This window comes from Colwellia sp. 12G3, from assembly GCF_002836775.1.
Classification (GTDB): Bacteria; Pseudomonadota; Gammaproteobacteria; order Enterobacterales; family Alteromonadaceae; genus Colwellia.
Window position 1 is genome coordinate 1 of the sequence record NZ_PJAQ01000043.1, and the last position, 16,166, is coordinate 16,166.

The 16,166-nt window shown below is 40.6% G+C and carries 7 protein-coding genes; 3 read left to right on the forward strand and 4 right to left on the reverse strand.

The genetic code is table 11. The features are described 5' to 3' along the window. Nucleotides 1-31: 31 nt before the first annotated feature. The 4 genes from CXF71_RS10150 to CXF71_RS10165 form a co-directional block, all read right to left on the reverse strand. Nucleotides 32-358: a hypothetical protein gene (locus CXF71_RS10150; RefSeq protein WP_157826736.1), complete on the reverse strand. Its 327-nt coding sequence runs from the start codon at nucleotides 356-358 to the stop codon at nucleotides 32-34. 437 nt (nucleotides 359-795) lie between these two features. Then, nucleotides 796-1,491 (reverse strand): trypsin-like peptidase domain-containing protein, encoded by a 696-nt coding sequence (locus tag CXF71_RS10155; RefSeq protein ID WP_101232848.1) that lies wholly within the window; start codon nucleotides 1,489-1,491, stop codon nucleotides 796-798. A gap of 115 nt (nucleotides 1,492-1,606) precedes the next feature. Further along, nucleotides 1,607-2,089 carry a hypothetical protein gene (locus CXF71_RS10160; RefSeq protein WP_101232849.1) on the reverse strand — a complete coding sequence of 161 codons (483 nt, stop codon included), beginning with the start codon at nucleotides 2,087-2,089 and terminating at the stop codon, nucleotides 1,607-1,609. Nucleotides 2,090-2,606: 517 nt separating this feature from the next. Next, nucleotides 2,607-3,455, reverse strand: coding sequence for a 4'-phosphopantetheinyl transferase family protein (locus tag CXF71_RS10165; RefSeq protein WP_101232850.1), 849 nt, complete (start codon nucleotides 3,453-3,455; stop codon nucleotides 2,607-2,609). A 398-nt stretch (nucleotides 3,456-3,853) separates the two neighbouring features. On the opposite strand from CXF71_RS10165, the gene CXF71_RS10170 reads away from it, so the two are divergent. From CXF71_RS10170 to CXF71_RS10180, 3 genes are all read left to right on the forward strand, one after another. Further along, nucleotides 3,854-4,720, forward strand: a complete 867-nt coding sequence (locus tag CXF71_RS10170) for a helix-turn-helix domain-containing protein (RefSeq protein ID WP_101232851.1) — start codon at nucleotides 3,854-3,856, stop codon at nucleotides 4,718-4,720. A 79-nt stretch (nucleotides 4,721-4,799) separates the two neighbouring features. Continuing rightward, entirely contained in the window at nucleotides 4,800-13,355 is an 8,556-nt protein-coding gene (locus tag CXF71_RS10175; RefSeq protein WP_101233091.1) for a type I polyketide synthase, read from the forward strand. Continuing rightward, on the forward strand, nucleotides 13,356-16,154 hold the full coding sequence (locus tag CXF71_RS10180) for a PfaB family protein (RefSeq protein ID WP_101232852.1): 2,799 nt from the start codon (nucleotides 13,356-13,358) through the stop codon (nucleotides 16,152-16,154). The last annotated feature ends 12 nt before the right edge of the window (nucleotides 16,155-16,166 follow it).

The following is a 16,166-nucleotide window of genomic DNA, read 5'->3' on the forward strand; positions in this document are numbered from 1 at the left end:
TTTTCCGTTTGAATGCCTTGTTATATGGTACTTACCACGAATGCTTTTCCAATAATTTACCTGCATACGATTGAATTGCAAGCCAATTCGAATTACTTTGCAAACTAGATACACCATTATTCATTGGTATATTTTTACCAAACCTATCAAAGTGCTGATTAAATATGGCTAAATCTTTCAGCTCATCGGCATTGAACGATGAGGCAAACTCTGCAGAGTTAGGATGATAATAATCGTCGAACCATGTACAAAATAATTCAGCAGGAACTTTGGCAATAGGTACATTTTTTTCGTACTCAAATTGGCTTTCGACAGATGATATTAATTGCAATATTTCGATAATATTAGATTTGTGCACCAAACTTCCTTGTACCATATAACGCTTATATTAAGCGGCTAAGTACTGTTGGCTATACTGCGCGGAGCGCGAGCCGACTGTACGTGTCCGTTTGAATACCTTGTTAGCAGAAGGTAGTTAAAAACACTAAACCGACAACTAACGCTAAAATTAATTTAATGGGAGTGAATAGCAAAAAACATTGCATCACTTACACACTAAACTTGATTGATAAACAATAACATAGAATGCTTACCAGTTTATAAAACTAATGAGTTAGACACGAAAAAGGAGGGGAAATAAACACCAATCCTTTGATGTGAAGTACAAAGCTAACCAAATAATTATTTAGAATTAAGTGATGCCTGCTAACGCCTTGCTAAGCGGATAAAAATGGTTGGCTATAATCGCGAAGCGATGGCCAACTGTTTTTATTCCGTTTAAGCAACTTGTTAGCCTTACATTAAATCAGATAAGTAGTATGCAGGTGTAACTGCCGCTAACTTTCCACCAGTATTATCAGAAATAGTACCGTGCATAATTCCATAACAAAGAGTTTTATCTTTAGTTGTAGTCATAGCACCAACAACCATATACCCAAGGTCAAAAACTGGACAGCCACTGTAACCACCAACACTAGGGTTTTCCAGCAAGAAAAATACTGAAGGTGTTTGTGTATCCGCCCGATTAAAAGTAATGAATGAAGATGAAGCGTAAGAGCGGTATGTTAATGGACTGAACATTCCTGTCGCTCCTAGTCCATTTGGAAAGCCAACAGATGTTAATTCATAATCTCTAGACACCGGAGTTTTCGCAGTGTGAAAATGGTCAAAAGGAAAAAATCTTCCGTTCATGTGCGGAGCTATTTTAGCGCTCATTATAATTGGTAAAACAGACACATCAGCTTCAGGGTGATTGCTCCAACTTATATTTTGGTTAAAGTCAGTTAAATTTAATGACGTACTATTTCCTGCGGAGTCACTTATAACAATCCGAGTTGAAAGGTTCGTTGTAGTTGCAACATGTGTTGCAGTGACTAAATAAGGAACATCGTCTTTTACAACAAAAATACCTGTACCAACAGAATCACCATTATGAACAGGTGTCCTTAGATTAAATACTACTTGAAAAGTTTGATCTCTTTTAAGAATCATGAAAACTCCTTGTAAGGCTAACGCCCACTTAAGCGGACAAAAATTGTTGGTTAAAATGTGAAGCGAAGCGGAACCTAACCAACTGTTTTTGTTCCGTTTGAAGTGCTTGTTAGGGCTATAACCTACGCAACTCTAAGCTATAAAAGTTGTCGTTTATAAAGTGATATAACCTTAATTTCTCAGCATGCTCTTCAAGATCTTTAATAGGCAACCGCCACTCACTAAACCCTTTAAGTTTAATAACGATTATATGCACATCAGTTTCTTCACCGCTACTATTACCTGCTGAATTACGATGAAAATCAACTTCGTAATACATGGTTTCTATTTTTGTTTTTTCTAATTTATCTTGTCCAAACACACCGTCTCGGATGTGTAAAATATCATCTTTAATCCAAGCCGCTGGTTTAGTGCCATTAGTGAACCAAAATGCTAATGAAACTAGATAAGCAAAAATTAAAAAGGATATGGAATAAATATTGAAATCTAAGTTTTCAATTACAACAAATGAGATAGGTAGCATTGGTGCTAATGAAGCCCAAAATATTTGTGAATTATCTCTACTTCGATTTAAAACTAATGGTGAATCAGCATCCATACTCTAGATAGCCCTAACAGTTTATTATGAGGCAAAACCCCTTGTTTCTACAAGATGGGATAATCCTCCATGATTTTTATAATGCTAGAAGATTACTCGATTGTTATCAATAGATCAATGAGTTAAAAATTACGGCTTAACTGGTGGATGTGTGAAAGGAGGCAATTTGCGCGCTTTCTTGTAGAAAGAAGGAATTACAGTGTGGCTGTGTATATGTACAGTGCATTTTAAAATAAACATAAGACTCTTTTGGTATAAAAGTAGTCCTTGTATAAAGGAGTTAAACTGTTAAGTCCGATGGATCAAAAAACGCGGCTTAGTTACCTAAGTCGCGCTTTATTTAAACCAGCGTATGGTATGAAACCACCAATAACAAAATTGGAAACTTCAAGGCGAATCACTGTCTGGATAACTTCTATCTTAGAAGTCAACGAACATCGTTGAAAATGTAAATACTCAGCTGTGTTATTGCCAGTAACCATCAAAAACTATGAATCAGTAGGATATATATTTAATACTATATTTCCTGATAACCAAGCAAGGGCAGGGTATCAAAAAAGCGTAATTGGTAATCAGTTTTTTGATTATCGGTCTTAGCTCTTAAGGATAAAGCAATGCGATGTTCTTGTTTTATATCAATGGCTGCTGTTGGGTAAATTAACCAACTGCGCCAAATTTGTGGTTCATCTACTCTATGCTGGGCAAAGCTTAAGTTAATATCTTGTTTGATGGTAAATAAATCTTTATGGTTTTGTTCTGCGTCGTTGATATTGAAGCTAAAGTCGGTAAGCGGTATTGCTAAGCCTAAACCCCAGGCTTTGATATAGGATTCTTTTAAGGTCCAATAATCAAAAAAACGATGTCGTTGTTCTGCTTCTGGTAGGGCGAAAAGCTCAGCGCTCTCTTTTGGGGAAAAATAACGTTCAGCAATGGCCAATACATCGTTACTTCGACCGGTATTTTCTACATCACAGCCAATATCATCTTCAAGTGTTACCGCGCAAATAATGAGGTTCTTCGTATGGCTGATGTTAAAACGCAGTGGTAGAGGGCAATTAATCACTTCAGGTTTATCTTTAGAACCTTTTTCAAACTGCCAATCTTGCGGTGCTATATCAGCATAATAAGATAATAAATCACGTATAAAAGCACGAGTAATCAAAGCATCATGCCTATCTTTAGCGAACTTATAACGTTGCTGCTTAGCTAATTCAGTATTGGTGAGTAATGCTGAGTAGCTTGCTAACAGCTCATCATTACCAAGCAACTCTTCTGGCTTGGTCATCCATAGATGAATTTCATTGTTAGCGAGAGTGAGCTTTTGTTTTGATCGAGTAGAAAGGTCAGATGGAGTAAAAAAGGTCATAAAAGTATCGGTAGCTTGTATTGCTTATTTAACGCGTGATTAATGTTTGGTGAGGCTTTATTTTATCATAAAGAGTCCAAAGGTAATTTGTTTTTATGAATTTTTTTAAAATTATTTATTAGGAATAAAAAAGACTAGTTGCTGTTAATTGCCACTATTTAGGGTGAATATATGGTGATAGTAGCGATATATTGCCAACTGGTCGAACAGATAGGTTGATACCTTAGTCTATAAATTAACAAAGCGAGTATCGGGTGATTGTGTTGGGTTTGAAACCTGTGTATATTAGCCGCGATATATCGTTAATGCGCCTTTATTTTTTTGTGAAATGAATGGCTGCCTGTCTACGGAAAGTGATTTACGAAAAGTCATTTGCCCAAAATAATAAACGGATGAAAATGAGCAAGCAGCCCAAAAGTACTTCCACTCAACATGCCAACGCGACTACCACACCTGAAATGCGCGCATTCATCCATGAATCTGACTTACCTACGGCTGTGCTTGCACGGTTATTGAAAATTTCAGAATCTACCGTGCGTAAATGGCGTAAACGAGACTCCCTTATTGATGCGTCTCACGTACCTAAGCAGCTAAACACCACCTTAAGTGAAGCACAAGAGTATGTTGTGGTTGAGCTTCGAACACGTTTATTACTTTCCCTTGATGAATTACTTGCCGTGTGTAAGCAATTTATTAATGCCAATGTGTCTCGCGCAGGTTTACAACGATGCCTAAAGCGTCATGGTGTTTCTCGCCTTACTGACATGCAAGGCGATATGGAAGGTAATGGTGAGAGTTATGATGCTGATGCAACAGCGGCAGAAACAGTACGAGTAGTATTAGAAGATACCCAAGCTCATCAACAACTTACTTCAGATATTTCCCCCAAAGCAATGCGTGAGGTATTGAATCGCGCTAACAGCCTAAATGAAGACGAAGTGGTGCAAGTAAAAGTCACCCAAATACCAGATTTCGCAGACAAGTCTAAAAAACAACAGAATAAGTGCCGTTTATTAATAGCCAATGATCCAACATCAAGTTGGGTCTATGTCGATATTTACGATGGCAATGAAAGTGAAGCTGCTAGCCGTTACATGAGCTACGTACTCACCAAAGCGCCTTTTCATATCCGCCGAATATTAGCGGGTAATTACAATGAATTTTTAAGCCGTTTTCGTTTATTAAATGATAGTCCTGATGAGCCCACAACAGCGTTCTCATCAAAAAACTTTCACGGGTCTGATACTTACCCATCAGATACCTAAACGAATAGCGAAAATGCAACCAGCAATGCAACCGAACAATACAGCAGTGCAACCAAACAATAACTGTAGAGTAACCACAATGACTAAAAAGCAACAACCCACAGCTAATAACCCAGTATTAAATGAAGCAGACGAAAAAACGTTTAATTCTCGTCTGCAAGAATGTCCAATAGCGATTATTGGCATGGCTTCTATTTTTGCTGATGCGAAAAACTTAGAAGATTACTGGGATAACATTTTTGAGTCCGTTAATGGCATTAAAGATGTGCCTAAAAGTCAGTGGGATATTGATGATTATTACGACAGTGACCCTTCAGTAAAAGATAAAACTTACTGTAAGCGTGGTGGCTTTTTACCAGAAATTGATTTTGACCCAATGGAATTTGGTTTACCGCCAAATATTTTAGAGTTAACCGATATTTCACAGTTATTGTCTTTAGTGGTTGCCCGTGAAGTACTTAATGATGCGGGTATTGGTGACGGCTCTGGTTATGACCGTGACAAAGTCGGTATTACGCTAGGTGTCGGTGGCGGACAAAAGCAAATTGCGCCATTAACGTCTCGCTTGCAAGGACCAGTACTTGAAAAAGTATTAAAAGCCTCAGGCGTTGATGCTGAAGATCGCGCGATGATCATTGAAAAATTCAAAAAAGCTTACATCGGCTGGGAAGAAAACTCTTTCCCTGGCATGTTAGGTAACGTTATTGCTGGTCGTATTGCGAACCGTTTTGATTTTGGTGGCACTAACTGTGTGGTTGATGCGGCGTGTGCCAGTTCATTATCTGCCATCAAACTAGCCGTTTCTGATTTATTAGAATACCGCTCTGAAGTGATGATTTCTGGTGGTGTTTGTTGTGATAACTCACCGTTTATGTACATGTCTTTTGCGAAAACACCGGCATTTACTACTAACGATGATATCCGTCCATTTGATGTTGATTCAAAAGGTATGATGATTGGTGAAGGCATCGGTATGATGGCCTTTAAACGTTTAGAAGATGCTGAGCGTGATGGCGACAAAATTTATGCCGTACTTAAAGGTATTGGTACGTCAAGCGATGGTCGTTTTAAATCTATTTACGCGCCACGACCTGACGGGCAAGCAAAAGCGTTAAAACGCGCTTATGATGATGCCGGTTTCGATCCTAAAAGCTGTGGTTTAATTGAAGCACATGGTACGGGCACTAAAGCAGGTGATGCCGCCGAGTTTAGTGGCTTATTGAAACACTTCTCGCATAACAATGATGCCACGCAGCATATTGCCCTGGGCTCAGTTAAGTCTCAAATCGGTCATACAAAAGCCGCTGCTGGCGCTGCTGGTATGATTAAAGCGGTACTTGCTTTGCATCATAAAGTATTACCAGCAACCATTAATATTGATACGCCAAACCCGGCGCTTGATATTGAAAACAGCCCATTGTATTTAAACAATGAAACCCGTCCATGGATGCCAAGAGCAGATGGTTTACCACGCCGTGCAGGTATCAGCTCGTTTGGTTTTGGTGGTACAAATTTTCATATGGTATTAGAAGAATACCAAGCTACAGCCGCAGGTAAGTACCGATTAAACGCGGTACCACAAACACTATTATTTAATGCCAAAGATGAAGCGACATTAATTACGCTATTGAATGATTGGCAAAGCAAGTTAAACGTAGGTGCAGAAGCACAAGTTTTCGTTTTTAATGCCTTAGTTACTGAGCAGCAGTTAAAAACGCCCGAAGCGAATGAAGCGCGTTGTGGTTTTGTTGCTAAAAATGCACTTGAAGCCATAGATATGATCACCATGGCATTAAAGCAGTTTTCTTCACAGGCTAAAAATAGCGCTAACAGTGAAGCTTGGTCATTACCTACAGGGCTTTATTATCGAAAATCAGCCATAACAACTGCCGGAAAAGTGGTTGCCTTGTTCTCAGGTCAAGGCTCACAATATGTGAATATGGGCCGTGAGTTAGCCTGTAATTTCCCAACAGTGATGCAAGCTGCTAGTGACATGGACAGCCAGTTCTCTGCTGCCGGTTTACCACAGCTTTCGTCTACCAGTTACCCAATTCCTGTATTTAACGCTGATGCAAGAAAAGTGCAAGACGAAGCATTACGCTTAACACAGCATGCTCAACCTGCTATTGGTACCTTAAGTGTTGGTTTGTATAAAACCTTTACCCAAGCTGGCTTTAAAGCAGATTTTACTGCAGGTCATAGTTTTGGTGAATTAACGGCATTATGGGCAGCTGGCGTATTCTCTGAACAAGATTATATGATGCTAGCACGCAGCCGTGGTCAAGCGATGGCTAAGCCAAGCGCTGATGATAACGGAAATGTTAGCGCTGATTTCGATGCAGGTACTATGGTTGCCGTTGTGGGTGAGCCGACAAAAATTGCTGCCGCTATCAAAGACATTAACGATATCTCTATTGCTAACTATAACTCCAACAACCAAGTGGTTGTTGCCGGTGTTACTAGTCAAATTGCTATTGCAACTGAAACACTCAAAGCCAGAGGTTATAAAGTTGTACCTTTACCGGTTTCAGCAGCATTTCATACTCCATTAGTTGCTCATGCTCAAAAACCTTTTGCTCAAGCAATTGACCGCGCCAAGTTTTCTGCGCCATCAATGCCTGTTTTTGCTAATGGCACAGGTAAAGCGCATTCAAATAAAGCGACGGATATCAAAAAGGCGCTTAAAAAGCATATTTTAGAATCAGTTCATTTTAATAAAGAAATTGAAAACATTTACGCTGACGGTGGTCGTGTATTTGTCGAATTTGGTCCTAAAAATGTATTAACAAAATTGGTTGATAATATTTTAGAAGACAAAAACGATGTCGTGACAATTGCGGTTAATGCTAACGCTAAGCAATCATCAGACAAACAACTAAGACAAGCCGCGGTACAACTTGCCGTATTAGGTGTCAGCTTAGATGATATTGACCCGCACAACGCAGTAAAACGCCCATTAGCTGCGGTTAAAATGTCGCCATTAGCGATGAAGTTAACGGGTAAGTCTTATGTTAGTGCTAAAACAGAAAAAGCCTTTGCAGATGCGTTAGCTGATGGACGAGTAGTAAAACAAGCAAAAGCAACGTCACATACTGCACCTGAACGCATTGTTGAGAAAATTGTTGAGAAAATCGTTGAAGTAGAACGTATTGTTGAAGTTGAAAAAATTGTCTATCTGAACGCCGATGGAACTATCGCAAAGGGAACCCAAGTTAACGGGCAAGCAACACACGCTTTACCTGTTATTGGGCAAGCTTCAAGTCAGACAAGCACTTTAGCGGCAGATATCGAACGTAGTGTTAGCCAATTTGTTGAGCATCAACAGCAAGTGCTTAATGTACACGAACAGTACATGCAAGGGCCAAAAGCTTATGCTCAAACGGTTGATAACGTATTAACTGCGGTCTCTAATAAGCAAGTTGATGGCGAAGTACCTGAAAGTGTCGAGCGTACGTTAACTATGTATCACGATTTTCAGTCTCAAACGTTACGTGTTCATGAGCAATACTTAAATAATCAAAGCGATAACATGTCCACCATGTTATCGGGAAATGTGTTGTCGGGTAAAACGCAGACGGGCACAAGAGTACTCACTAATAGCGCGGAGTTAACTAATCCGCTAAACCGTGCGCCACAAGCGCCAGCGGCCATTGTTACACCAACGGTTATTGCACAGCCTGTTATTAGCCAAGTGGCACAGGTAGCTCAGCAAGAAGCTAAACCAGTAGTTAAGCAGGGAACAGTATCTAAGTCTGCGGCAGTTGATACAGTGGCAACCGTTATTGTTCCAGTCGCACCCGTATTAGATTTAGCACGTATTCAAACCGTGATGATGGAAGTAGTCGCTGATAAAACCGGTTACCCAACTGAAATGTTAGAGCTTGGCATGGATATGGAAGCCGACCTTGGTATTGATTCTATCAAACGTGTTGAGATTTTAGGTTCAGTGCAAGAAATCATTAACGACTTACCTGAGCTTAACCCTGAAGATTTAGCAGAGTTACGCACCTTAGGTGAAATTGTTAACTACATGCAAAGCAAAGTGGCTGTTGCTCCAGCAACAAGTCTAGCGACACAAGTACAAACAACATCTGCACCCGTTATTGACCTTGAACACATCCAAACGGTAATGATGGAAGTGGTTGCCGATAAAACCGGTTACCCTACTGAAATGTTAGAGCTTGCCATGGATATGGAAGCCGACCTTGGTATTGATTCTATCAAACGTGTTGAAATATTAGGTTCAGTGCAAGAAATCATTAACGATTTACCTGAGCTTAACCCTGAAGACTTAGCAGAGTTACGTACCTTAGGTGAAATAGTTAGCTACATGCAAAGTAAAGTGGCAGCCGTCCCTTTAACACAAGCTGCACCCGTAGTTACACAAGCGGCAGTAGCGACAGTTGCTATAGATTTAGACCACATTCAAAACGTGATGATGGAAGTCGTTGCCGATAAAACCGGTTACCCCACTGAAATGTTAGAGCTTGGCATGGATATGGAAGCTGATCTTGGTATTGACTCGATTAAACGTGTTGAAATCTTAGGTGCGGTACAAGAAATCATTGAAGACTTACCTGAGTTAAACCCAGAAGATTTAGCCGAGCTACGTACCTTAGGTGAAATAGTTAGCTACATGCAAAGTAAAGTGGCAGCCGTCCCTTTAACACAAGCTGCACCAGTAGTTACACAAGCAGTAGAAGTTGCAACACCATCAGCAACCGTTGCCATTGATCTTGACCACATCCAAAACGTGATGATGGAAGTGGTTGCTGATAAAACAGGTTACCCACCTGAAATGTTAGAGCTTGGCATGGATATGGAAGCAGACTTAGGTATTGACTCGATTAAACGTGTTGAAATCTTAGGTGCAGTGCAAGAAATCATTGAAGACTTACCTGAGCTTAACCCTGAAGATTTAGCTGAGTTACGTACCTTAGGTGAAATAGTTAGCTACATGCAGAGTAAAGTAGCGCCATTACCTACAGCAGAAATTGTACAATCGACAACGTCTGTAGCATTAACTGAAGCGCCAGTAGCGACCGTTGCCATTGACCTTGACCACATCCAAAACGTGATGATGGAAGTAGTTGCTGATAAAACAGGTTACCCACCTGAAATGTTAGAGCTTGCCATGGATATGGAAGCTGACTTAGGTATTGACTCGATTAAACGTGTTGAAATCTTAGGGGCAGTGCAAGAAATCATTGAAGACTTACCTGAGCTTAACCCTGAAGATTTAGCTGAGTTACGTACTTTAGGTGAAATAGTTAGCTATATGCAGAGTAAAGTTTCGCCATTACCTACAGTAGAAATTGTACAATCGACAACGTCTGTAGCAATAACTCAAACGCCAGTCGCTTCTGTTGCTATTGACCTTGACCACATTCAAAATGTGATGATGGAAGTAGTCGCTGATAAAACAGGTTATCCACCTGAAATGTTAGAGCTTGCCATGGATATGGAAGCTGACTTAGGTATCGATTCAATCAAACGTGTTGAAATCTTAGGTGCAGTGCAAGAAATCATTGAAGACTTACCTGAGCTTAACCCTGAAGATTTAGCTGAGCTTCGTACTTTAGGTGAAATAGTTAGGCATATGCAGGAGAAAGTGCAGAGTAAAGTTGCACCAGTTCCGCCAACACCACCTACAACACCACCGACATCTCCATCGTCGCCTTCTACAAACAGTACATCGGCAACAGATAAGTCATCAACGTCTATTAGCACAGTTATCGCAGACCCTGCACCGAGCGCAGTTGTTGCCTTGCAGGCATTGTCGTCGGTAACTAAAATAGTGCAAGACTTTAGTGCGCTAGGTAAAGACCAAGCGCAAGCCAATGCACTTGTTGTTGATGATGGCAGTGGCGCCGCAGTAGCCGTAAGCTCAAAGTTACTAAAACAAGGCTGGCAAGTGACGGTGTTAAAACCTAATTGGCTAGTGACTAGTTCGAAGAAAACGTTCAGTAAAGCGGTTAACCTTGTTGAAATAGGTAATGTTGAAATTGGCAGTAATGACAACACTGTAGTTGAAGAGCAAGTTAAACAATTACTTGAACAGCATGCACAGCTTGATGCGGTTATTTACTTGCAAGCTAAGAACACGGTTAACACTATAGAATTTCCTGAAGCGGCGAAACAAGGCTTAATGTTAGCGTTTGTGTTAGCCAAACTATGTCAGGTTAAATCGGCTAAAGTGGCTCGCGCTTCTTTTGTTGTAGTGACCAGACAAGGCGGAACGCTTGGTTTTACGAACACTGGCAGTGCCGGCGAACAAAATATTAAAGCAGACTTACATGCCGATTTAGTACAAGGCGGCTTAGGCGGCTTAGTAAAAACTCTTTCTCATGAGTGGCGCGCCGTTCCTGACAACAATAGCGACAATAATAGTGATACAGATCTTGGCGTATTTTGTCGTATTATCGACCTATCAGCAAAATTAGCAGCCGATAAAGCGGCAACCATTATCTGTGATGAATTGCTTGATATTAATACGTCACTTATTGAAGTAGCACATGACACCGATAACCTAAGCCAAAATTTAGGCAAACGCTTAACACTTGTTGGCGTAAAAACAGACAGTTACACGCTAGCGCAAAAAGTTACCTCAGACAGTGATAGCATTGACAGCAATTCTGTCTTTTTAGTGAGTGGTGGCGCTAAAGGTGTTACCGCACATTGTGTTATTGAAATAGCCAAGCAACATCAAGCAAAATTTATTTTACTCGGCCGCTCACCACTGCTCGAGAGTGAAGCTGAAAATGCAGAAGATAAAGGTACTGAGCCAAGTTGGGCCAATGGTCATCACGATGAAGTAGCGTTGAAAAAAGCCGCGATGCAGGTATTAATTGCCTCAGGTGAAAAACCAACGCCGGTTAAAGTAACGCAGTTTGTTCGTCCTATTTTAGCTAATCGTGAAATTGTTCAAACCCTAAATGCGATTAAAGCTGCTGGTGGACAGGCACAATACGTTGCTGCCGATGTTACGGATAGTCAAAGTGTGAGTGATGCTGTTGCGCCTGCATTAGCTGCTCTTGCGGGAACATCAAAAGAGCCACTAACAATCACCGGTATTATTCATGGCGCTGGCGTATTGGCGGATAAGTTTATTGAACAAAAAACATTGAGCGATTTTGATTCTGTTTACCGCACTAAAATAGATGGTTTATTGTCATTGTTATCGGTATGTCAGCCAGAAGATATTAAGCATTTAGTGTTGTTTTCATCAGCGGCAGGTTTCTACGGAAACCCAGGTCAGTCTGATTATTCAATTGCTAACGATATATTAAATAAAACTGCATACCGTTTTAAGGCGCAACACCCCAACGCTCAAGTATTGAGTTTTAACTGGGGACCTTGGGATGGCGGTATGGTTACTCCTGAACTAAAACGTATGTTCAATGCGCGTGGTGTTTATATTATTCCACTTGATGCTGGCGCTAAATTATTAGTCAGTGAGTTAAGTGCTAACACTAACCGTTGTGCACAAATCCTTGTTGGTAACGATTTATCTAAAACACCCGATAGTGCCACTTCCGAAGAAAAAACAGCACAAGTGTCTTCACTAAAAAAGTCACAAGTTAGTTGCTTATCAGCGCGTGTTATTAAAACACTGCAAGCGACTAACAATACTTTTTTAGCAGATCACGTTATCGGTAATGACCAAGTATTACCAACAGTTTGTGCTATCGCTTGGATGAGTGATGCGGCGCAAAGTGTTTATCCTGACTATGTTTATCAAGGCATAAATGATTACAAGCTATTCAAAGGCGTAACCTTTGATGAAGCAACGCTCGCTAAGAAAGAGAGCAAAGACTTTTTTATTGATATGACAGCTGATATGAAAGTTGACATGCAAGTTGATATGAATAGCCAACTAGATGGCGGTGATACCTTATTGATTGATAGTAAAATATCATCAGTCGATGATGCGGGTAAAACAGTCTTTCATTACAGCGGACAAGTCGTTTTAGTTTCTAAAACGACTCAATCCGTTATTACTGTAGAGCGTGAACTAGCAAATTCTGCAGCGCTTTCAGTTGTTAATGGGGTAGCAGATAAGTTAACGGCTACCACAGCTAGCGAAGCGAAAGCGTTATACCAAAATGGCACTTTATTCCATGGTGAAAGTTTGCAAGGCATTACCCACGTTATCGAGTGTGATGAAAAGGGCTTACTTCTAGCTTGTAAAGTGCCTGAAGTAGCTCAGCAGAAACAGGGCGACTTTCCTATTTCCACAAGTAATAACTCAGCAAGTAACATCTTTGCTAACGATCTCGCTTATCAAGCCATGCTCGTTTGGGTGAAAAGAGAACTTGGTTTAGGTAGCTTACCGTCAAGTACGCAAGCGTGGCATGTTTATGGTCAAGTTGAACTAGGTAAAACTTTCTACTTACAGTTAAACGTGGTGAGCAGTAGTGGTAAAGGCGGTAAACGTGGCAAGTTAGTCGCAGATGTTAACTTTATCAGTGAAGATGGTTTGCTATTGGCTGAAATGAAATCTGCTAAAGTCACCGCGAGTGAGAGTTTAAATGACATGTTTTTACCTGTTGGCTCACAAAGTGATGTAGATAAAATCCCAGAAACGAGTGATGTAAAAGCGGTAGAAACGAAAACAGCAGGAATGGCTAATTAAATGCTAACTAATGAAATAGCCATCGTTGGTATTGATAGTCAGTTTGCTGAGTTCGCCAATATTGACCGCGTTGCCCGTGCCCTTTACGTAGGTAAAGAGGTAGGTAAAGAGGTAGGTAAAGGGGTCGATAAAGGCTTAGATGAAGACTTAGGCAATGAGATAAGCATAGCCAATACGACTATTGCTGATGTTATCAATGATTCTAGCGCGCGTATGCTTGGCGCACTCTCTATTAGTGAACTAGCTGAGCAAGAACACAACAACGTGCTAAAGCAACTGGATATGATTGTTATCAGTGAGCAATCACTTGATCTTGATAACAATGTTAAAATCGAAGCTCATATCAATAGCATTAATGTGGTCAGTCAGTTAAGTGAAGCATTGACCCTTGCACTATCGTTACTCGATAAAGGCAGCTTCGTTGCACTGGTTGGATTAAACATAACGAGTTTGAACAAAGGCGTTGAGCAGAACACTCCTGAGAATACGGTTCAGAACAATAAGACTATTAGCTTTGATAGCCACTTTTCTGGCTATCAATCAACGTCAGGTATTGCCAGTCTATTACTTGCGCCGAAACTCATGGCACAGCAAACTCAACTGCCTATTTATGCTCAACTTAATGGTTTGTCGATTTCAGCTGTCAATGCTAGTGCAATGAAAGCAGCTGTGCTTGAATCTCTAAAAAGCATTAACCAACAGCGAGTTGCGTTAGTTGAAGTTTCAGCCCTTGAAGATGAATTTCACAGTGAATTAGAGTCTTCAGTATTACTTGAAGCTTACCGTGATGTCTATGCGGGAGAGGTGCTAACGCGCGCTATTAGTTGTGTACGAAGCATTACCGGAGAGGGCGCTGGTTTTTCTCAAGTATTAGGATTACTGCGCACTGTTATTGCACTGCAGCAACGTTATATTCCGGGTATCAATAATTGGCAAACACCAAAAGCTGGGCACTTAGTTAATTGGCAATCATCAAGTTTTTACTTTCCAACAGAATCGAGAACGCGTTATCCCAATGCAGATGGTAGTTTGCACAGTGCGGCTTATAGCTGTTTAACCCAAGACAGTTATTGTCATTTGGTGTTATCGGAACATGCGCTTGAGAGCAAAGATGAAGATATTCGTCTAAACGGATTTCTTGCCAGTAGTGAGCTGCATTTAGTACTTGTTAATGGTGAAGATGAAGCTGAGTTGCAACAGAAGCTTTCACAGCTAGCTTCGCTATTACCAGTAAAGAAAGGCCATGATGATTTAAAATTGATGGCCGATCAGCAATATCAACAGTACTTAACAACGTCGACTAAAAAGTATTCTATTGCATTATTGGCTGAATCGAATGACGAGTTAACAAAAGAAATTCAGTTGGCTCAGCAAGGCATAAAAAACGTTTTTGTTAATTTGTCTCAAGCTGAACTAGGAAAAGCCACATCATCTGACTCAACGCAATGGAAAACACCTAAAGGCAGTTTTTTCAGCGCGGAGCCTGCGGTACAACAAACCGAAAATAGCGCTAAAAGTACCTCTCAATTTAATAATAATGTTTGCTTTATGTACCCAGGGATTGGTGCAACGTATGTTGGTTTAGGTCGCGATTTATTTCAGTTGTTTCCCGAGATTTATACCGACGTTGCAAACTTAGCTGATGATATTGGTAGCAGTTTAAAAGATACCTTGTTGAACCCGCGCAGCATCAGTCGTCTTGATTTTAAAGCGCTAAAACAACGTGATTTAGACTTACGTGGCAACCTTGCTGATATCGCCGAAGCTGGGGTTGGTTTTGCCTGTGTGTTTAGCAAAATATTTACCAAGGTATTCAAACTTAATGCCGATTTCGCCACGGGATACTCCATGGGTGAAGTCAGTATGTATGCTGCCTTAGGCTGTTGGCAACAACCGGGCTTAATGAGCGCACGTTTGGCAAACTCGGCTACTTTCAATGAACGACTTTGTGGTGATTTATTAACGCTACGTGAGCATTGGGATTTGCCCTTACCAAATAGCAAAACTGAAGTGACTGAAGCGCCAATATGGGAAACGTATACCATTAAAGCGACGTTAGCTCAGGTAGAGGCTGCCTGTATTGATGAAACTCGGGTCTATTGCACCATTATTAATACCCCAGACAGTGTTTTGTTAGCAGGTTTTCCTGCAGATTGTTTACGCGTAATTGACAAGTTAGGTGTTCGCGCCATGGCACTTAATATGGCCAACGCTATTCATAGTGCACCAGCAAAAGCGGAATACGATGACATGGTGGCGTTATATACCATGGCGGTAAATGCCCGTATTAATACCAAGTTGTATTCAAGTTCTTGTTATTTACCGGTACCACAATTAAGTAAAGCAATAGCTCACTCTATTGCGAAGTGTTTATGTGATCGCGTCGATTTTCCGCGTTTGGTCAATACGCTTTATAACAATGGCGCTCGCGTTTTTATTGAAATGGGTCCGGGTCGTTCACTGTGTAGTTGGGTTGATAAAACACTTGAACATGAACACAAGCAGCCTGAACACAAGCAGCAACATAATCATCAACAAGTCACGCAGGTAAAAGATGGCAGTAGTAAAACCAGCGTATCAGTGCCGGTAAATGCCAAAGGCGTGAGTGACGAATTAACCTATTTTCGTGCGATTGCAAAATTAGTCAGTCACGGCGTAAAGCTTGACCTTAATAGCTTGTTTTATGGTTCGATTGTCATTAATAAAAAGACGACAAATAAAGTCATGGCAACGACAGACCATAGCGCTAATAAAGCACAAAAAAATCCTGCAAGTCAGGGGTATACCCGATCAACTTGAAGATGCTCGGGT

Bases quoted from the DNA above. Each gene is read 5' to 3' on its own strand.
- CXF71_RS10155 (WP_101232848.1), bottom strand. From the start codon at position 1,491: ATGATTCTTAAAAGAGATCAAACTTTTCAAGTAGTATTTAATCTAAGG.
- CXF71_RS10160 (WP_101232849.1), bottom strand. From the start codon at position 2,089: ATGGATGCTGATTCACCATTAGTTTTAAATCGAAGTAGAGATAATTCA.
- CXF71_RS10165 (WP_101232850.1), bottom strand. From the start codon at position 3,455: ATGACCTTTTTTACTCCATCTGACCTTTCTACTCGATCAAAACAAAAG.
- CXF71_RS10170 (WP_101232851.1), top strand. From the start codon at position 3,854: ATGAGCAAGCAGCCCAAAAGTACTTCCACTCAACATGCCAACGCGACT.
- CXF71_RS10175 (WP_101233091.1), top strand. From the start codon at position 4,800: ATGACTAAAAAGCAACAACCCACAGCTAATAACCCAGTATTAAATGAA.
- CXF71_RS10180 (WP_101232852.1), top strand. From the start codon at position 13,356: ATGCTAACTAATGAAATAGCCATCGTTGGTATTGATAGTCAGTTTGCT.